Origin of the sequence: Synechococcus sp. CBW1004 (assembly GCF_015840715.1) — a bacterium.
Lineage (GTDB): Bacteria > Cyanobacteriota > Cyanobacteriia > PCC-6307 > Cyanobiaceae > Cyanobium.
This window is the reverse complement of record NZ_CP060397.1, coordinates 1,431,097-1,449,348: the sequence shown is the minus strand read 5'-3', so window position 1 is coordinate 1,449,348 and position 18,252 is coordinate 1,431,097. Positions and strand designations below refer to the sequence as shown.

18 protein-coding genes are annotated in these 18,252 nt (G+C 58.3%); 5 read left to right on the top strand and 13 right to left on the bottom strand.

The window, feature by feature from the left end; all coding sequences use genetic code 11:
• Positions 1–100: 100 nt before the first annotated feature.
• From rmuC to H8F25_RS07015, 5 genes are all read right to left on the bottom strand, one after another.
• Positions 101–1,411: a DNA recombination protein RmuC gene (rmuC, locus tag H8F25_RS07030; RefSeq protein WP_197212793.1), complete on the bottom strand. Its 1,311-nt coding sequence runs from the start codon at positions 1,409–1,411 to the stop codon at positions 101–103.
• Between the two features lie 84 nt (positions 1,412–1,495).
• A complete protein-coding gene (locus H8F25_RS07025; protein WP_197212792.1) occupies positions 1,496–1,906 on the bottom strand; it encodes a hypothetical protein in 411 nt (136 codons plus the stop codon).
• 60 nt (positions 1,907–1,966) lie between these two features.
• Positions 1,967–2,350 carry a hypothetical protein gene (locus tag H8F25_RS07020; protein ID WP_197212791.1) on the bottom strand — a complete coding sequence of 128 codons (384 nt, stop codon included), beginning with the start codon at positions 2,348–2,350 and terminating at the stop codon, positions 1,967–1,969.
• Positions 2,347–2,481 (bottom strand): hypothetical protein, encoded by a 135-nt coding sequence (locus H8F25_RS17960; RefSeq protein WP_255518318.1) that lies wholly within the window; start codon positions 2,479–2,481, stop codon positions 2,347–2,349. Before H8F25_RS17960 ends, H8F25_RS07020 begins: the two co-directional genes overlap by 4 nt.
• Positions 2,482–2,653: 172 nt before the next feature.
• The gene (locus H8F25_RS07015) at positions 2,654–2,947 is read right to left on the bottom strand and encodes a hypothetical protein (RefSeq protein ID WP_197212790.1); all 294 of its coding nucleotides are present in this window, start codon (positions 2,945–2,947) and stop codon (positions 2,654–2,656) included.
• A 275-nt stretch (positions 2,948–3,222) separates the two neighbouring features.
• Here H8F25_RS07015 and H8F25_RS07010 point away from each other — a divergent pair, with 275 nt between their 5' ends.
• Both H8F25_RS07010 and H8F25_RS07005 read left to right on the top strand, forming a co-directional pair.
• A complete protein-coding gene (locus tag H8F25_RS07010) occupies positions 3,223–3,480 on the top strand; it encodes a helix-turn-helix transcriptional regulator (RefSeq protein WP_197212789.1) in 258 nt (85 codons plus the stop codon).
• 41 nt (positions 3,481–3,521) lie between these two features.
• The gene (locus H8F25_RS07005; protein WP_197212788.1) at positions 3,522–4,136 is read left to right on the top strand and encodes a DUF4282 domain-containing protein; all 615 of its coding nucleotides are present in this window, start codon (positions 3,522–3,524) and stop codon (positions 4,134–4,136) included.
• Positions 4,137–4,185: 49 nt separating this feature from the next.
• Here the strand turns inward: H8F25_RS07005 and H8F25_RS07000 are convergent, their stop codons facing one another.
• From H8F25_RS07000 to H8F25_RS06985, 4 genes are read right to left on the bottom strand one after another with little or no spacing between them, the layout of a single operon-like run.
• Positions 4,186–4,893 carry a M48 family metallopeptidase gene (locus H8F25_RS07000; protein WP_197212786.1) on the bottom strand — a complete coding sequence of 236 codons (708 nt, stop codon included), beginning with the start codon at positions 4,891–4,893 and terminating at the stop codon, positions 4,186–4,188.
• Positions 4,890–7,856 carry a type I restriction endonuclease subunit R gene (locus H8F25_RS06995; protein ID WP_197212784.1) on the bottom strand — a complete coding sequence of 989 codons (2,967 nt, stop codon included), beginning with the start codon at positions 7,854–7,856 and terminating at the stop codon, positions 4,890–4,892. Before H8F25_RS06995 ends, H8F25_RS07000 begins: the two co-directional genes overlap by 4 nt.
• Positions 7,857–7,858: 2 nt before the next feature.
• Positions 7,859–9,061 (bottom strand): restriction endonuclease subunit S, encoded by a 1,203-nt coding sequence (locus tag H8F25_RS06990; protein WP_197212782.1) that lies wholly within the window; start codon positions 9,059–9,061, stop codon positions 7,859–7,861.
• Positions 9,054–11,114, bottom strand: a complete 2,061-nt coding sequence (locus H8F25_RS06985) for a type I restriction-modification system subunit M (protein ID WP_231597227.1) — start codon at positions 11,112–11,114, stop codon at positions 9,054–9,056. Before H8F25_RS06985 ends, H8F25_RS06990 begins: the two co-directional genes overlap by 8 nt.
• A gap of 122 nt (positions 11,115–11,236) precedes the next feature.
• Here H8F25_RS06985 and H8F25_RS06980 point away from each other — a divergent pair, with 122 nt between their 5' ends.
• Positions 11,237–11,437 carry a hypothetical protein gene (locus H8F25_RS06980; RefSeq protein WP_197212780.1) on the top strand — a complete coding sequence of 67 codons (201 nt, stop codon included), beginning with the start codon at positions 11,237–11,239 and terminating at the stop codon, positions 11,435–11,437.
• Between the two features lie 786 nt (positions 11,438–12,223).
• Here H8F25_RS06980 and H8F25_RS06975 read toward each other — a convergent pair.
• The 3 genes from H8F25_RS06975 to H8F25_RS06965 are packed head-to-tail and all read right to left on the bottom strand — an operon-like array spanning position 12,224 to position 13,477.
• On the bottom strand, positions 12,224–12,418 hold the full coding sequence (locus H8F25_RS06975; RefSeq protein ID WP_197214083.1) for a hypothetical protein: 195 nt from the start codon (positions 12,416–12,418) through the stop codon (positions 12,224–12,226).
• Positions 12,394–13,290, bottom strand: a complete 897-nt coding sequence (locus H8F25_RS06970; RefSeq protein ID WP_197212779.1) for an HNH endonuclease — start codon at positions 13,288–13,290, stop codon at positions 12,394–12,396. The genes H8F25_RS06975 and H8F25_RS06970 overlap by 25 nt, the downstream gene beginning before the upstream one ends.
• 7 nt (positions 13,291–13,297) lie before the next feature.
• The gene (locus tag H8F25_RS06965) at positions 13,298–13,477 is read right to left on the bottom strand and encodes a hypothetical protein (RefSeq protein WP_231597225.1); all 180 of its coding nucleotides are present in this window, start codon (positions 13,475–13,477) and stop codon (positions 13,298–13,300) included.
• 366 nt (positions 13,478–13,843) lie between these two features.
• Here H8F25_RS06965 and H8F25_RS06960 point away from each other — a divergent pair, with 366 nt between their 5' ends.
• Together H8F25_RS06960 and queA are read left to right on the top strand one after the other, a co-directional pair.
• Positions 13,844–15,223 carry a dihydrolipoamide acetyltransferase family protein gene (locus H8F25_RS06960; protein ID WP_197212775.1) on the top strand — a complete coding sequence of 460 codons (1,380 nt, stop codon included), beginning with the start codon at positions 13,844–13,846 and terminating at the stop codon, positions 15,221–15,223.
• Positions 15,224–15,330: 107 nt separating this feature from the next.
• Complete coding sequence (queA, locus tag H8F25_RS06955; RefSeq protein ID WP_197212774.1) at positions 15,331–16,692, top strand: tRNA preQ1(34) S-adenosylmethionine ribosyltransferase-isomerase QueA; 1,362 nt, start codon at positions 15,331–15,333, stop codon at positions 16,690–16,692.
• On the opposite strand, the gene H8F25_RS06950 is transcribed toward queA, so the two are convergent.
• Positions 16,670–18,232 carry an iron uptake porin gene (locus H8F25_RS06950; RefSeq protein WP_231597327.1) on the bottom strand — a complete coding sequence of 521 codons (1,563 nt, stop codon included), beginning with the start codon at positions 18,230–18,232 and terminating at the stop codon, positions 16,670–16,672. The genes queA and H8F25_RS06950 overlap by 23 nt on opposite strands.
• Positions 18,233–18,252: the final 20 nt, after the last annotated feature.

The window sequence follows — 18,252 nt, the reverse complement described above, 5'->3', positions numbered from 1 at the left end:
CGTACGTTTCGTTCTGCTTGCTCTAGTAGTGGCGCCAGTTGCCGTGCTGATCTTGGTATTCAATGTTGATTGAAACTAACATTTTGCGGTCCAAACTATGTCAGTCGGTTTGATCATTGTTGCCATGAGGGAATCGTACCGAACTCTCAATCCCGTCTAATTCTGCTTGTTTTGCCTCAAAACCACCAAGTTCAGCAAACTTCTCCGCCTGCTTCAGCAACTTGGAATTAAACGAACCTACCGACATATTGTACGAATCGTTAAGTTGACGCAACCTCATGCCGACCTTCGTGTAGTACTCTGTAAACTTTATGAAACGCTTGTGAAGTTCAATCGCCATGTCGCGAATGGCGTAAATATTGTTGGCAACTTCTTGTTGTTGAATGGTCAGTGATAGACCTTTGAGGATAGCAAGAAGACTCGTTGGAAATGCCAATATGATATTCTTGTTAAAACCATACTCTATCAAAGAAGGATCGCTTTCTAGAGCAATTGCTAAAGCACCCTCAATCGGTATAAAGAGAATAACCGCTTCTATAATCTGTCCATCACCTCTAAGTCTTGATGTGTAATCTTTTCTACTCAACGCATCTATGTGAGCACGAACTTTCTTTGTGTGATCCTGAATTGCTCTTTTCTTGCTATTGTCGTCAGGCGCCTGCATTGCATCTAGATAACTGTCTAGAGGTGCCTTGGAGTCAATTATTACTCTTCTATCTCCAGGGATGCGAATGATGCAGTCTGGGCGTGAACTCCCCTCTAAGTCGGTTACATGAACCTGCTCCTGAAAGTCACAATACGGAACTAATCCTACAAACTCAAGAATACGAACTAGATTCACCTCTCCCCATCTCCCCTTTGTATTTGGTGAGCGGAGAGCAGTGGTTAATTGTTGTGCTGCACCTTGAACATCGGAACTCTTCTGGATGAGATCTCGTGTTGTGCTTTGCAATACATCAAGTCGCTGAAGACTTGTCCTTTGTAACTCTTCAACTTTATCTCGCAGGATCTTTACTTGTTCGTTGAATGGATCAGCAACTGTCATCTTGTTCGTATTTAATAGTTCTTCTCTGCTATTCTTTAGCATTTGAGCGCTCAGTGCTTCAAACTGTGCCCTTAGGTGATTCTGTGCATCTTCAAGGAACTTCTTCTGCTCTTCGCCAGATCTGATCCGCTCTTTCATGACCTCAACTTGCGATTTGTATTGCTCCGAACTCTGTCTATAGGTATCAAGATCGTCCTCCAAGCGCCTCATCAACGATTCCCCCGATGCCAATTGAGATTCAAGTAGACTAATGCTCTTGGAGTCATCGGTTGATTTATCTGTTCTTCTTCGTGTCATTCTGGCAATAATATAACCTACGATAATTCCTGTCAGAACTCCAGTTAGGAAGAGAAGTGCCGCGTTCATGTACATGCTTTATATCAATCTAGACTCTAACTGATTGGGTGCTGATCTGTACAGTTTTTCGGGGTGCCAAATATTCGCCATGATTCACCCCCACAACTCAAGACCCAATCCCGCCAACGCCGCCGCCCTCCTGAGACATGAGGACGCTGCCACCTCTGCTGCGGGTGCCTGGGACTTGGACTCCAGCGGTTCCGATGCCACTGCTGAGTAGTGCAGCAGTCCATCGGTGGTGGGGATGGTCAGTCGCCCAGTGACCACGACCGACCTGCCGACCTCCTGAACGGACTGGATCTCAAAGCACCACCCCGGCGCCCTGTGATGAAGGTGCCTCGCCAGGGTCGCCCAGGGCACATAAGTCAGGGTCGTGCTGCCCTGCTTGCGGGTCTTGAAGTGGCGCGGGTCAATGGGGCGGTTGAGTTCCACCAAGGTCTCAGCGGTGGATCGCTGGGTGAACTTGGCGGCGGCGGTGCCGTTAACGCTTGCAATGCTGTTCATGATGATGGACTTCTCTGAGTCTCTGAAGGAATAATAGCATGAGACACTAGGGAGTGCGTCCTAGGCGCCAGGTCTTGTGAATGAAAGAAAGAAGGTCTGTCGTGAAACTGCTCTGCCGTCCCGTTGCGCTTCCTTCTGGATCGCCTTGATGACCTGCGCGACCTCTTGCGCGTATTCCCATGAGGTTCGGGACTTCTGCTTGAGGATCCAGTCGCCTGAGACCCGCAGTCCATTCCTGAGTTCGGCGTCGGAGTGGATCTCCTGAAGTTCCTCATCAATCCTCTGGCGCTCCTGCTCCAGGTGCTTGGTCTGCTGGGTGATCTCTAGGCGCCGCTGAATTAGTTGCTCGGGGGTGAGTTCCGACAGGTGCGCGAAGGGGTCTTCACGCTCAGGGGGCAGGGTCTGAATGAGGCGCTCAATGGCGCCAGGGGGTAGGGGTGTCATTTGTCATTGAGGTGTCCCCGCTCTACCAGTCGGTTGTAGTGGCACCGAATGGCGTCTTCCACGACAGAGGCGAGGGTGAATGATTGCTGGTTGCGTTTGCGGTACTCCTGGATCTCAGCGACCAGTTCCATGGTTTCGTCGGACAGGCGGACTCCAAATTGCTTCGGGGCGTCGGGATGATCTTTTGCCATGAGGATCTGGAGGCGGTGAGTGGGTGCTGGCACCAGTATTGCGGAGTGTCATCGGGAACCTCTTGTGGGTTTCTGGGGGAGGGGGTTGGATGCCCCCCTCCTGGTGCTTGCCTCAGGCGACCTCCGCCAGGACCTCAATCTCCTGGACAGGAGGCATGGAGGAGAACTGGATGTCGGCGACCTGCGCGAAGAGGGCGCTCAGTTCGGAAGAGGTGATGCTGCGCAGCAGTTGGGCTGCGAATGCCCAGTGCTCAAGTTGCAGGGCATTGATCAGGCGACCATCGGCGGAAGCATCAGCACAATCCTGTTCCCACTTGCATATCTGATGCTCAATAGCGGCGACGATAACGCTCTGGGCAGCGTTAATAGTCGCAAGATCCAGGTGGTTGAGTTCGGAGCGGGTCATGGGAACCTCTGTGGGTTTCAGGTGGGGGCGTTGGAGGGGCGGACTTCTATGAGTCTCTTGCCCCTCAACGCTCAAATCATAGCATAGAATGCTGGAGACTGCGTGCGTGGCACTCTGTATCTCTTAGGATGCGCGGGGCGCCTGTCACTTTGTCCCTTGGTTCCCTGCCGTCTCGGGTCTTCTGGGGTTCCTGGGGAAGGGGCGGTCTCTGTGCGCCTTATGGAGTGCCAGGCGCTAAGAGTCCCGTTGCTGGTGCCTGATGTATTGTGCGCCTTATGGCAAAGCAAGTCCGACTGACCCTCGCCAAGGCAATCGCCAAGGCGAATCTTCGCCGTGCTGAGGCGGGGGAGAAACCGATTACGATGCATTCCCTCGCTGTTCAGGCGGGTGTTGCCGCAACCACCATTACCAGGTTGGCGAGGACTGATGAGAAAGCAGCGTCAGCACTTTCGCTGGATCTCGCTGGGAAGATCGTGACGGTGCTGGACTGCGGGATTGAAGATCTGTTGGAGGTTGTTGGCACTAAGGACTAGCGCAAATACCAACACAATCTCTCTATTGGGCGCGGCGAGGCATGTCCTTGGATAAGAAATGTAACAATAACGCAATCCCGGAATTAAGGCGCGACTATACAGATGCTCCACGCATCTGCATCATGCGCTCACCCTGGCAAGGTTTCCTCTGGTTTCTGCTGGGCGCATGTCTCGCAATCGCCTTCTCTTCGGGCGGCATTGGATTCCCGCAGTGTCAGTTTAAAAATATTGCCAATTACCCCGCCATCTGCGCCTTTGCTGGCGCTGCGGTCTCTTGTTCAATGCGATTCATCTCCCCGCGGCAAGAGGGCGAGAAGTCTTTGTTTGTCACGCTGCTTGCTGATTACAGGTTCTCATCCTATGCCGCACCTTCTGTTTTGTCCTTTCTCTATGCAGTCGCTCAGGGTCTTGGATTAGGCGCTGCAACTGGTTATGTCTTCTCGTCAATGGCAATTCAAGGGTGCTGGTCAGGTCAGAATTCCGGTTGGGATTCCCATGGAGAAGCACAACTCTACGCCCATTCCGTCCAGGAAGGTTTGATGTATGCAGGTATCTGCGCCCTTTCAGTATTGGTCGCAAGACTTTTGATTGAAGCGTATGTCCTGATTTACCGAGTTGCCCAAGACATTTCTCACTACTGCCGCCGAAAAGACTAGTGCTGATTCAAGCATGGGTTGCCAGTCTCAATTCAGCATTTACTCCATTCTACAGCAATCTCCCGCCTCGCTCCTTCAACCACTGCCTGTGCTCAAGGTAGGCACCGTCGTGGCGACCCACCACCTGCCAGAAGTCCTTGGAGTGGTTCGGGTGGATCAGATGGCATAACTCATGGATCACCACATAATCCACGATGCTGTGCGGTGCCTTGATGATGTTCCAGTTGAAGACCACCTGACCCCGCTTATCGCATGATCCCCAGCGTGATCGGAAGTTCTTCACAGATACCGCAGCAGGTGACACGCCGATCTGCTTGGCGTAACGGTTGCTCTTCTCCTGCAGGCGTTCCAGGGCACGGGAGCGATACCATGACTGGAGGTACTGCTGGATTCGTGCTTCCCGTTGCTCCCCCTGCTCTGAGGGTCGGATCGTTGCCCTGAGGTATCCCCCTGACAGGCACACGCCCACCTGATGCCCCTCCTGAACCTTGAGGCGGTAGTGGCGTCCCAGGTAGAGGAACGACTCACCGCTCACCAGTTCCTTGGGGCGGTGGGGCGGAACCCGCTTCAGTTCAGCGACCTTGCCACGGATCCAGGGACGCTTCTGCTTGAGGATTGCTGCCACCCGCTCATCCCCCAAGTGCTCAGGGATCCGCACCTGAAGATCACTGCCGACGATGTGAAGCGCAGCAGTCCTCCTGATGGAGCGGACCACCTCCACCCGTAGACCCAGCACCTCCTGCGGGATGGCGCTCATTTGAAGTGCCTCTTGCCCAGGTCCATGAATTTGTCGGTCACCTCATCCACCAATTCACGATCGCCAAACGGTTGATCCAGGATGCTCCGCTTGATCTGCCGCTTGATGCGGGTGACCTCATCCCACTTGTCAAAGAAACCGACGATCTGGGTTGCTTCCTGGAAATCTCCCACTAGTTCCTTGGTCAGGTCCAGAACCCGCTGATGGGTCTCCTCATCCATGGCATCGTCACCTGTTTTGGTCGTGACTGCCTTCATCAGCGACCTGTAGAACGCGCCTTCGGTCTCGCTCAGTCCCAAATCCTGGTTCTGCTGGGTCTTGTCCCGCTCCATGCCATCACGGAACAGCAGCAGTTGCTGTAAAAGTTCCCACTTGTTCTTGCAATTCAGGATGATCTCCTCAAGGCGCAGCGACAGGGACTGGTAATACTCGGGATCATCGTCCAACTTGAACTTCAGGTGTGCCTTGATGGCGTGTTCTACTTCGGATGCTTTTGCCCTGTCGCTGGTCTGGGCATTCACCACCTGCTCAAACTCCACATCAAAGAGTTTGGTGGGGGGGACCCTTGGATCCACGCCTGTGGCACGGACATGCTGCTCAATCAGTGCCCTGACCTTCTCGCCGCATCCCTTCAGGTCAAGGTTTTCATCCCGATAGCGGTTGCGGCACCCGATGACCACCTTCCCCAGTGCCTTGAGATCGGGCAGGAAGGGCGTTGCCGCTGGATCGGGTAGGACGATCTCCACTTGCTTGGCGAAGGTCCGAAAGTCCGCCTCAAACTGCTGGCGCTTCAGTTCGTCCTCCAGGGCAGCGATGCAGGCGTCAATGTCCTGGAGATCCTGCCCCTTGAGGTGCTGCTTGATCCTGGTATGTGCCGCCTGGAGTTTGGGGATTTCGTCCTTGAGGTTCCTGAGGGCGCCCTGGACATCGGTGCTGGAGAAGTCCTTCAGTGCCTCTGCCAGATAGTCCGTGAGACCGTAGTAGTCCACGATGTACCCGCAGTGCTTGTTCGCCTTCGTCCGATTTACCCTGGCGATCGCCTGCAGCAGGGTGTGATCGGTCAGTTTGCGGTCCAGGTACATGACCTGGCAGATCGGAGCGTCAAACCCCGTCAGCAGCATGTCCTTCACGATCAGCAGGGACAGGGGATGCTCGCTGATCGGTTTCTTGAAATTCTCAATCGCCTTCTTGTGGTCTGCTGGGTTGGTCCACTTGGCGATATGGGGCGGGTCGTTGTGGTCGCCTGAGATGATCACAGCGGACTCAGGTGCTCCTGGGATGGCGTCCAGTTTCTGCTTATAGGTGACCGCTGCTTCCCTGCTTGAGGTGACCAGGATCGCCTTGAACCCGTTGGGGAGGATTGTGCTGCGGTAATGCCCGACCAGATCCAGACCCACCCACTCCAATCTTTGAGGTGCCTCAAGGACTGCCCGCTCGGTACCGTACCGCTTCTTGATCGCCTCCTTCTCTTCTGGGGTCCTGTCCTGGAAGTAGCGATCAAACAGCGCATCCAGGGAATCGCCTGTCACCTTGGTTGTCGCTTCCCGTCCTTCGTAGAGGATCTGGCAGGTGGCACCATCAGCGACCGCCTGCTCAATCGTGTAGGTGTCAATGTATCCACCGAACTCCTGAGTGGTCTTCTCGGTCTTGATCAGCGGGGTCCCCGTGAAGGCGATCTTGGGGGCGTTGGGCAGGGCAGTGTTGATCGCAGCGCCAAGGGTGCCGTACTGGGTGCGGTGTGCCTCATCCGCCAGCACGATGATCCGCTCTGAGTCGTTGAGGCAGGTGTACCCGAAGTCCCCCTCCTGGAGTTTCTGGATCGTGGCGGTCACCAGATCAGAGGCGTCCTTGGCGAGCAGTTCCTTGAGGTGACTGACCGAGGAAGCGTTGAGGACCGTTTCGCTTTGCGTTCGCCTGAAAGTGGTGGTCAGTTGAAAATCTAATTGGGCACGATCCGTGAGGAAGACCAGTTTGTATTCCCGTAGCAGCGGATCCCGACGGATCTTCAGAACCAGGAACACCATCGTGAGGGATTTACCGGACCCCTGGGTATGCCAGATCACTCCGCCTTTTGTCATGCGGGTTCCTGCTGTCTTGAGTCGCTCTATGGTCTTTTGAACCGCCCTGAATTGCTGGTAGCGGGCGATCTTTTTGATCGTGCGACCTGATTCAATCTCGTAGACTGTGAAATTCTGAATGATGTCCAGGAAGTTCTTGGGATGCAGGACTCCCTGTATCAGTAAACTCTGAGAAGTCGGATTCTCGCCCAGATCACTTCTCTTCAGAGGGTAGGGATCCTTCCATTCAAGGAAGTGTTCCATGTGCGAGGAGATTGTTCCAACCCGTGCTCCATCCCTGTGGGTGGAGATCATCACCTGGTTGTAGTGGAACAGTTTCTCGCATCCTTCTGAGTCGCCAGGGTTACGGAGGTTGGCGTATCGTCGCAGTTGGTTGATCCCCTCCGCCATCGGGTCGGTCACGAAGGGGGACTTGCATTCCATGACCCCCAACGGCAACCCGTTCACGAAGAGCAGGATGTCGGGAATGATGTTCTGAGACGGACCCTGGACCTTGAACTGATCAACGCACAGGAACTCGTTGTTCTCCAGGTTCTCAAAGTCAATGAGTTTCACCGTCTGCCCACGACGACCACTACCCAGGTCCTGATCCACGCTGAAGTATTGGGTCAGGCGTTCCCAGAACCACTGGTTTGCCTCCATCAGGGTGGAGGTCTGAATCAGGGTCACCTCACGGACGACCTTGCGGAGGTTGTCTTCGCTGATCCAGGGGTTGATGCGTTGAATTGCCTGCTCCAGGTTTGGAGTCAGGACCACATCCTTGAACGATGAGCGGAGAGTGCTCTTCTCTGGTGCCAGCGTGGCGCCATCAATGTGCGACCACCCCAGACCCTTGAGTTGCTCAAGGGCAGGTGCCTCTACCAGTTTCCGCTCGTCGCCTTGCATGGTTAGACGCTCACCCTCTTGCGACCTGAGAGGAGATCTGCCGAGAGTGCTGTCTTTAGATTTTGGGTGAGCAATATCTGATCGTTAATCTTTTTGGACCTCTCATTGATTGAACTCAAGGAATTTGCAATCTTCTCTTGCTCATCTCTTGGTGGAACCACTAATGGCAATTCCGCCAGAATGCCTGTATTCAGATTTAGCATTGTTTGACCAACGGCATTTGCATTCAACCATTCCAGTGCGAACTTATGCCTGAGCAGTTCTGATAGGAAGACAGGGTTTATCGCTCCCTGGGATCTTGCTCGGAGGCAACCAGTTCCACAGATCCATCCACTTTCGTTTTCTGTAATTACAGCATGTCTGCCGATGTCTCCTCTCCTTGAAAAAAGAATGTCTCCCGATTGGACCCTATGCTTTTCAAGTGACTGTGCCCTGTCGGGGGTTATTCGTGCAATCTTGTTTGTTGCAACTCGGCAGTCCTTCATGTCCTGAGGCATGATGACTGGAATCCCCTCGCTGGTGTATTCGTGAGCATGTAATTGACTTCCGAATGGTCCCGTCTGCAGATTCTCAATGCCTATCGCTTCTCCCAGTGATGACTCGTTCCAATGTTCAGGTATTTGACCATACAGGGATTCTTTGCAGGGTTCCGACGATCCTGAAATCAATTCCTTTGAGAGCGCTTCCTTGGCGTCACCTAATTTGTGACTTTGCTGCCTTAGAAATCTAATAAAACTGTCAATCCCAGAGAGTATCTCGGCGATCTTCTTCTGCTCGGGGAGTGGGGGGATCTGCAGGTGGAATGCTGATAATGCAGATTTTTTGATATGCTTCATTGTGCTCCCGTGAGATTCTTCTGCGAGAGCGGGTATGGAGTGGTCAATCAGGTAGTGCAGAAATATCCTGTCCATACCCTCTTTGGGCAGGACCTTGAAGATGTGCTGGTTTATCGCTCCTGTTGGTCCCTGCCACAAGATTGTTTTTAGCGTTGCTGACCAAGAGAAGAGCAGGTCGCCACGCCTTGCGATGTTCTTTTCATCCAGATCATCTCCACAAAAGCGATCTTCAATAGATTCAGGGTCATTGATCTGTTTGATTCTTATCACAGGTATTCCATCGCTGGAGGAGCATTCCTCGGGTTTTATCGCTCTCCCGTTGATGTAATCAGCGAGATCTGCCAGAGATGCTTCTTCCCAGTCACTCATATCCCAACTCCTTCAAGTACCCGTGCATCGCTGCTTCTGCTTCCTTGACCTCAGAATCAATCTGAGCGAGTGAGACCCCGTACTTGTCCCACCACCGCTCAAACTGCTGAATCACCGCATCAGAAGCATCTCCCAGGTGCTGGCGAATCTGGGACTTCTCCTGAATGTCATCCCGAAACTTCAGGTACTCAGTGTCCTTTGGAACCAGGACGCCACTGACATCAAACCCTTCAAGGATCTCCTGGATGTACTCGCTCTGGATTTCCTTGATCGGCACCCCACCATGAAGTATGCCCCGCACATCAAAGGGTTCAGGTGGTGGTGAGGTGTCTGCGTAGCGACGGATGTTCAGGTTGTGGTCGTTCTCCCGAATTTCCTCCAGCGGCACCACTCGTGAGAACCGCTTGATTTCGTTGTAGGCGTCAAAGCATCCCACCACCTTTTCAATATCCTGCTCTCTCAGTAGGTTCTGGTTCTTGCCCTCCTGGTAGTCCAGTTCAGCGTTGATGAAGAGCACCTTCCCACGACGCTCCGCGGTCTTGTTCTTGTTGAGAATCAGCAGTGCCGCAGGGATCCCCGTGCCATAGAACAACCCTGACGGCAGACCGATCACCGCTTCCACCAGATCGTCTTCCAGGATGCCCTTACGGATCTCTCCTTCCTGCCCACCACGGAAAAGCACCCCATGAGGCACCACCACGCCCATGACGCCCTCCTGATTCAGTGAGGCGATCATGTGCTGAACGAACGCCAGGTCTCCTGCGTCCCTCGGCGGAATCCCGTAGCGGTACCTGCCATAAGGATCATGCTCGGCAAGTTCACGCCCCCAGTTCTTGAGTGAGAAGGGCATGTTGGCAATCACCCGATCAAACCGCATCAGTTCGCCGTTCTCCACATGCTGCGGGTCGCCAAGCGTGTCGCCCTTGCGGATGTCCGCATTGAAGACACCATGCAGGAACATGTTGAGTTTGCAGATTGCCCAGGTGCTCAGATTCATCTCCTGCCCGAACAACTGCAGGTTCGCTGGGTTCTCGTCCCGTGCTGCCAGGTAGTGCCTGGTCTCAATGAACATGCCGCCTGACCCGCAGGTGGGATCCAGGATCTTCATACCCGCATGGGGTTTGATCAAGGCAACCAGCAGTTTGACAACCTGAGTGGGCGTAAAGAACTCACCACCCTTCTTGCCTGCCGAGTCGGCAAACATCTTGATGAGATATTCATATGCTGCTCCCAGGAGGTCGGATCGCTCAAAGTCCTCATTCCTGAGTCTGAAGGTTGAGTAGTGGGACAGGAGGTCTCTGAGTTTGCGGTCGTTGAGGCGGTCCTTCCTGTTGAAGTCAATGGCGACCAGCACTCCCTCCAGGGAAGGGTTGTGTTCTTCAATTGCTTCCGTCGCCTTGTTGATCTCGGCGCCTATGTCGTGCTTGAGGTCCTTGAGATTGCTCCACCGTGCCTGGTCAGGGACGAAGAACGCATTGGGATATTCGTCCTTGTCCTTGGCGAACTCCTCCGCTTGCTCCTGGGTCTTGCCTCGTTCCAGGTAGTAGTGGATGACGCCTTCCTGTGCCTCCTCAAAGGCATCAGACAGACGCTTGAGGAACAGCATCCCGAAGATGTAGTCCTTGAACTCCGAGGCATCCATGCTCCCCCGCAGGATGTCGGCGCTCTTCCAGAGGAACGACTCCAGTTGGGAGAGGGTGAGTTTCTGCCCGATCTGGAAGGTGGGTTCGGGGGCGACCCCATTGCTGCCGTTGGATCGCCGTCCCGTAGGCGCTGAAGGTGCCTCATAGCGACTGCCGCCCTCAATGCCCTCCGCCAGGGCGATGGATCCACCACGACCCCGCCCCTTGCGGATCAGACCCAGTTTCAGTGCCTTGTCCCTGACCGCTTCGTATTCCTCCTCGCTGACCTGGCGCTCTGCCGCCCGACCCAGCGCCTCCCGTGCGGACAGGTTGCCCATCGTGCTGCCATCAGGCGGGAGCACCTCCAGCAACAGGTCGCCCAGATCCTCCTCGCTTGCTTCGGGTGTGGTGAAGGTCGCGGAGTCGGTCACGGGGAGTTGCTGCCTGCCCCCATTTTCCCGCATAGCAGAAGGGTGTGCGTACCTATGCGGTTTCTGCATCGTTTGCCGTTCGTCCCACCCTGGGAACCCTTCCAGCAGTCGCCCAGACCCTCATGACCCTCACCACCGACCGGATCGCCGCTGAACTGCTTGAAGAGACCCTGCTGACCCTGGAGCAGGTCTCCACTGGGGTGACCGTCATGGCGATTGGTGCAACGCGGAACCCTGAGCAGTCCCCACGGGTTCGGCAGTTGCTGGGAGACCTTCTCGCGCTGATACAGGAGGCGGAGGGGGATCTGGGGACTTATGCCTGAGTACTTTTTGAAGGCAGTGGGATTGTGACCTTGCTCATATTAAGCCCCAGGCGCCAGCAAACCTCGCAACTGTTACTTTTGGAACTGATGTGTCGTCACCACCATGAGATCCTCTCCACTCAAAAAGATTTTGTTTGATATTACGAGTTGCGCTCCATTGTCAAAGCACTGCTTCTCTGAATTGAGCATTGTTGTCGGATGATATGACCTCGCTCCGTATGGGTTTACGACAACTGCTTTTTCGCAATTTGCACTGCCACCCCGTCCGCAGTAATCAGTCGTGCCAATCTCATATCGGAATCCGTCGTCACAGGTTAATTTGATCGCATACTCGCTCAAGTAAAGATCATCTATTTTGCAATCCACGGTCTTCCCTCCTGCATGTATAACTTTTGCGTAATTATAAGGTGCAATTAGGGATGCCCTGCCCTTGTTGTAAGAATGCACTGAAATATCATAACATGTCTGCGCCGATGCTGTTGCGCTGTATAGCATGGTTATGCTTGCCAGTGCTGGCGCCAAGACTCTTTTGGGCATCTGCAACTCCAGTGCCGTCTTATTTTGGCGATTCGTTCCTATCTCTGATGCAAATCCCAAGAAAGTCTTCTGCTCCTGCTTTCGGAAGTGCTGGTGTACCTGTTGGCGCTGATCCAGGAGGCGGAGTGGGATCTGAGTTCTTTTGCGTGCCGGTTGATCCCTGAGGCGTCCCTTGTGCCCTCGGTTTTGCGTGTGCTGGTTCGTCGGGTGGGTCTGGAGGGGGGTGCGCTGGTAGTCGCCTGGAGGCGATCAGGACTTCTTCGCCCAGATCTGCTCCAGAGACCGTCGGAACTCCCCTTCGCTCAATGGTCTTGCCAGGTTCCGTGGGCGCAGGATGCTTCTGATCCACCAGACCTGCAGACCCGCAAAGGCAAGGGCGAAGAGTCCCAGTTGGATGTAACCCCAGTTCAGGTGCTCCATCACGCCCACCTTGACCAGCGCCATTGAAGCGCCTCCCGATCGGGACTCTGCCTGAGGTGACGCACATTGGAACGGATGACCTGTAGAGAAGACAGATCGTGACCTGTTGCAGGCACTACCTCCAGATGCTGGGGATGCAGGCACCACCTCCCAAGATCGTACAGAGCGTGATGGTTGCGGCAAACCAACAGTCCATTCCCGCTCCAGTCACTGCCGTTGTTGCTCACAGGAACGATGTGCGCTGCCTCTATGACCTCTGGAGGAGCATCACACAGACAGCAGCGCCTTTCCCCGTAGCGACTGATGACCGCTGCCCGAAACGCTGCCTGACTGCGTTTTTTGGACGTGCTCTGCCGTTCTTTCGTTTCCCTTTCTTGAAAGCAAGATCCTTGCTCGTCCTCTGGCAAGCGGTAGTCGCTTCTGCCGCCCAGGGAGAAGGTGAAGATGAGTGACCTGCTCAATGGATCATCAGCGACGAACTCCACCCGATCCACGCGCCGCCTCGGACCCTTGCCCTGGACGGGTGCTCCTTGCGCGTTGGTGTCCCGGATGAGAAAGATCGGCATCTCCAGGGACAACGCCGCTCTCATCGCGTCTATGTCTCCTTGGTCGTAGGTCGGTACTTTGGTGGATGGGTAGTCGTAGATGCCTGTCTCTTCGCCGATCTCGTCCTCGTACTTGCCCCTGCTGCTGATGCCAACACAGACCCCATTGCCTGCTGGGGTCAGATGGGCAGTTGATGCCTTGTCCCTCCAGATCCCACGAGCGCCGTTGTAGCAACCGATTTGGCGGACCTCATCTGCCGTAAGGGGGCGGTCAACTTGGATGCGTTGGACCGCCTTCCACATCTCTGAGCGCCTCTCTCGCTCCGCCTGGATCGCCCCGGAAGTGGTCATTCGTTCCTCACGCTGCCTTCTGATCCCGCTGCCAGATCCGCTCCAGGGACTGACGGAACCGTTGTGAGGGTGTGGGGGTGTCCAGCAGGTGCCTACGGAAGGCGGTGGTGAGATGCCAGAACTTGACGCCCGCAGCGACTGCGAAGACCGCCCAGGGCAGCAGCATCCAGAGGGGGTGCTCTGTCATTGCCTCAATGTCTGGCATGGTGCTTCAGGGCGATTCTGGTGCCCCTCTGCGTGTCGTGGCGGTTGAGAGGGATGCTGAGGGCGGAAGGCAAGGCAGGGGCGCTCAGTGGGTGCCTATGCGGGAAGTTCATGAGTGGTGGTGTCTTGTGGGCGGGGTGAGGTGCCTGTCTCCCTTTGGAAGGCGTTGCTGGGGTTGGTTGCGGGGGCGTTGTTCCTTTGCGCTCTGCCGTTGCGCTGACTGCATTTCTGAGGGGTCCTCGGCGTCTTAAAGTCGCCCGAACGACCAACCCCAGCACGCCTCCCCAGTTGGAGAAAAGTTGGAACAACGGTTGGAACACCCCTCCAAAACGCAGACGGGCACTGGTTTATGGCAACCCACGAAATTTTCATGCCCGCCCTCAGCTCCACCATGACGGAGGGCAAGGTGGTGGAGTGGCTCAAGAAACCCGGAGACCGGGTCGAGCGGAATGAATCGGTGCTCGTGGTCGAGTCCGACAAGGCCGACATGGATGTCGAGTCGTTCAACGAGGGCTACCTGGCGGCCGTGCTGCTGCCTGCCGGGGGCACCGCGCCGGTGGGCGAGACGATCGGTCTGATCGTGGAGACCGAGGCCGAGATCGCCGAAGTCGCTGCCCGCCATCCCTCCGGCGGCTCTGCCGCCGCAGCGGCCCCCGCGGCCACCAGCCCTGCAGCGGCTCCTGCAGCCCCTGCCCCTGCGGCGCCTCCCGTCGTTCCGGTGGCGCCCGCTCCCCAGCCCGTGGCGGCACCCGCCAGCCCTGCACCGGCGGCAGCTCCTGCCCCCGTGGCCGCCCGCGCCGACGGGCGGATCGTCGCCAGCCCCCGCGCCCGCAAGCTGGCCGCCCAGCTGGGGGTCGCCCTGGAGACGGTGGTCGGCAGCGGCCCCCATGGCCGCATTCAGGCCGAGGATGTGCAGCGAGCCACCGGTCAGCCGGTGAGCCTGCCCCGCGTCGCCGAGGGCAGCGGCCCCGCCGTGGCAGCCGCTGCGGCCGGTGCCCCCTCCGGGAACGGCTCCGCCCCGGCACCTGCCGGTCAGGCCTTCGGCCGTCCCGGTGAGTCGGTGGCCTTCAACACGCTGCAGGGCGCGGTCAACCGCAACATGCTCGCCAGCCTGGCGGTGCCCTGCTTCCGGGTGGGCTACACGATCACCACCACGAAGCTCGACGCCTTCTACAAGCAGGTCAAGAGCAAGGGGGTGACGATGACGGCCCTGCTTGCCAAGGCTGTCGCCGTCACCCTGGCGCGCCATCCCCAGGTGAATGCCGCCACCAGTGCGGACGGCAGTGCCATGACCTACCCCGCCGCCGTGAACGTGGCGGTGGCGGTGGCGATGGAGGACGGCGGCCTGATCACGCCGGTGCTCGCCAACGCGGACCGCACCGACATCTATGAGCTGGCTCGCAACTGGGCCGACCTGGTGGCCCGCGCCCGCAGCAAGCAGCTCAAGCCCGAGGAATACAGCACCGGCACCTTCACCCTGTCGAATCTCGGCATGTTCGGCGTCGATCGCTTCGACGCGATCCTGCCGCCGGGCACCGGCGCCATCCTGGCGGTGGCCGCCTCGCGGCCCACGGTGGTGGCCGGCAAGGACGGCTCGATCCGGGTGGCCAATCAGATGCAGGTGAATCTCACCTGTGATCACCGCACCGTCTACGGCGCCCATGCCGCGGCCTTCCTCAAGGATCTGGCCCAGCTGATCGAGACCAATCCGGAGAGCCTGGCGCTCTGATCGCCACCCGGCGCGGATGCCCGGCGCCCGACTGCGATGGGCCGTTATGGTTCCGCGCTGTCCGACGGCGGGAGCCCCGCGGCCCTGCCTGCCCCGTTCCGCCTGAGATGTCCGTGGACCAGACCCCGGTCGCGCCCACCCGAGCCGGGGCTGAGCAGAGAGCTGACCCGCTCGATCTGTTGCTCTCCAGTTACGACTTCGCGTTGCCGGAGTCCTTCATTACCCAGCGGCCGGTCGAGCCTCGCCATGCCGCCCGGCTGCTGGTGGTGGATCCAGCCACCCCAGAGACGGAAGATGCCGATCGCTCCGGCCCGGCCTGTGCTTCCGAAACGCCTCTGAGATCGGCGTCGTCTCCAGCTCCCTGCCGCCACCTGCAGGTGTGGGATCTGGCCGAGGAGCTGCGCCCCGGCGATCTGCTGGTGGTGAATGACACGCGGGTGCTCAAGGCGCGTCTGCGGGCCCGTCGTGCCACGGGCGGCGTCGTCGAGCTGCTGGTGCTGGAACCCGCCTCTCTGACCGCGACGGAGTCGCCCCCCGTTGCGGAGGGGCAGGAGTGGCGCCAGACAGCCCTGCGGAGCTCCGGTGCCGATGGGGCCCGGAGCGCTGAGGTCACCAGGATCGGCCCGAGCGACTGGCTCTGCCTGGCCCGGCCCGCCAGACGCCTGCGCCCCGGCGATGTGGTGCAGCTGGAGCACCCGGGGCAGCCCTCGCTGGAGTTGCCGATCGTGGCTGCCGATGCGGAGACCGGCGGCCGGGTGGTGCGTTTCCCGCCCGACTGCACCAGCCCCGGGGCGATCGAGGCGCTGCTGGCCCGCTACGGCGAGATGCCGCTGCCGCCCTACATCCACGCGCATGACGCCTCCGATGAGGAGCGCTACCAGACCCGCTATGCCGAGCGCCCCGGTTCGGTGGCGGCCCCCACCGCCGGCCTGCATCTCAGCGATGCGTTGCTGGCGCGCCTGCGGGAGCGGGGCATCGCCATCGCAGCGGTGACGCTGCATGTGGGCCTGGGCACCTTCCGGCCCGTGGAGCAGGAGGACCTGCGCGGCCTGGAACTGCACAGCGAATGGGTGCAGGTGCGCCCCGAGGCGGTGCAGGCGGTGCGGGCCTGCCGGGAACGGGGCGGTCGGGTGATCGCCGTGGGCACCACCAGCGTGCGCACCCTCGAGGCGGTGGCGGCGCTCCATGGCGGTGAGCTCAGGCCCCACACCGGCCCGGTGGATCTGGTGATTCAGCCCGGGCATCGCTTCGCGGTGGTGCAGGGCCTGCTCACCAATTTCCATCTGCCGAAGAGCTCGCTGCTGCTGCTGGTGAGTGCCCTGATCGGCCGCCGCAGGCTGCTGGCTCTCTACGAAGAGGCCAAGCGACAGGGTTACCGCTTCTTCTCCTATGGCGACGCCATGTGGCTGTCGCCTGAAGCGGTGCTGCCGCAGGCGCAGCCGTTGCTCAGAAGCGCAGGCTCGTCTTGATCAGGACACCCAGCTGCTGAAAGCTGCGGCCCGATGGTGTGTTCGCCCCAAGTGGGCGACTGAGATAAAAGACGGCCGGCGTGAGCGAGATATGGTCGCTCAACGCGATGCTCGTCCAGCCCTCCCACACCCAGTTGCCATCATCGGCACTGGCGCCATTGACCAGGCGCGTGGCATAGGTGGGCTGCCCGACGGCGAATCCCAGGGAATGCCCTCCGGCGATCGCCTTCAGCCACTGCACACCCACGCTCCACGACTGGCTCGTGCCCACCAGGCTGCCGGCGGTCGATGGTTGGTCATAGCGGGTGGTGTTGAGACCGAAGCCAGCGCTGATCGAGGGCATCCAGCCTGGCCTGAGCGGCTGCCAGTAGCCACTGAGGCCATAGGCCAGGGTGCTGCCTGGCGACTGGAAACTGTTCAGCACAAACGCGGTGCCATAGGGAATCGTGCCGAAGCCGTTCTGCAACCAGGACGCGGTGGCTGCGACGGCCCACTGTCTGGCCTGGTAGCCGATCTGCAGGCTGCTGCTGGTGCCCGAGCCCCCGGAGGCGAGGCCCCCGAGCCTGGGATTGCCCGCCTCCCCATTGGCGGCGATGGTGTTGACGCTGATCGCAACGCCGTTCTTCTGCCACCACAGGCCCGCTCCGGCACCGAGATTGAGGTTGAGCGCTCCGATGGCACCGGCGAAGGTCATCACATCGAGAACCGATGAGGCCGGATACACCGAAGGCCAGATGGCGAGCATGGCATCCTGCTCAACCTTGGGTCCCAACGTGAAGGTGAAATCACCGATGGGACGTTGGTAATAGAGTCTGTTGACACCCAGCAGATCAGGGCCGGATTGCTCCTGAAAGGCCACCTCCAGTTCGGACAGAACTGTGGGGCCAGCTCCATAAAAGCTGTTGCTGTTGCGATCGAAGTTGCCGGCTCGCAGGCGCATGCGCAGCAGATCCTTGCCTGTGAAGCTGGTATCGAAGACCAGCTTCAGGTCGTAGTTCAACGTGCTGGCGCCGTAGGTACGGCGACTCTCGTTCACCAGCGTTTGTGCGGAGCCGGCAAAGCGGTTGGCTCCGAGCACGAAGGTGGCTTCGCCCTTCAGGTGGGTGGTGGTGGAGAACTCCAGGGCTTCAAGATCCACCAGGCGGGCCTGGAGGCTGTCCCTGCGAGCGCGCAACAGCGCCAGCTCCGCGCTGAAGGCCTCGATCAGAGCCTTCTGCTGATCCGTCTCGCTGCCGGGTTGCGGCAGGCACTGATCGAGTGCAGCCGCCACCTCGAAGCGATTGAGGGGGCTCCGGTCGCGCAGCAACCGGTCCAGCGCGTCATCACCGCAGGCTCCCGTAGCCAGGAGCAGAAGCCGTTGCCGATCCGGCCCGCCGAAGGGTTGGAGATCCGTCGTGTCCGGCGGTGATCCAGCCTGCACGGGGGATCCGGCGAGGCGAGGAGCCGCGGCCTGGAAGCCCGTGGATGTGGAAGCGGCGGTCGTCTCGGCCCGCTGTCCGGGGGCGGAGGGATGGGCTCGAGTCGCTGCCTCGGTCAGCACACCGAGCAAGCACGCGGCTG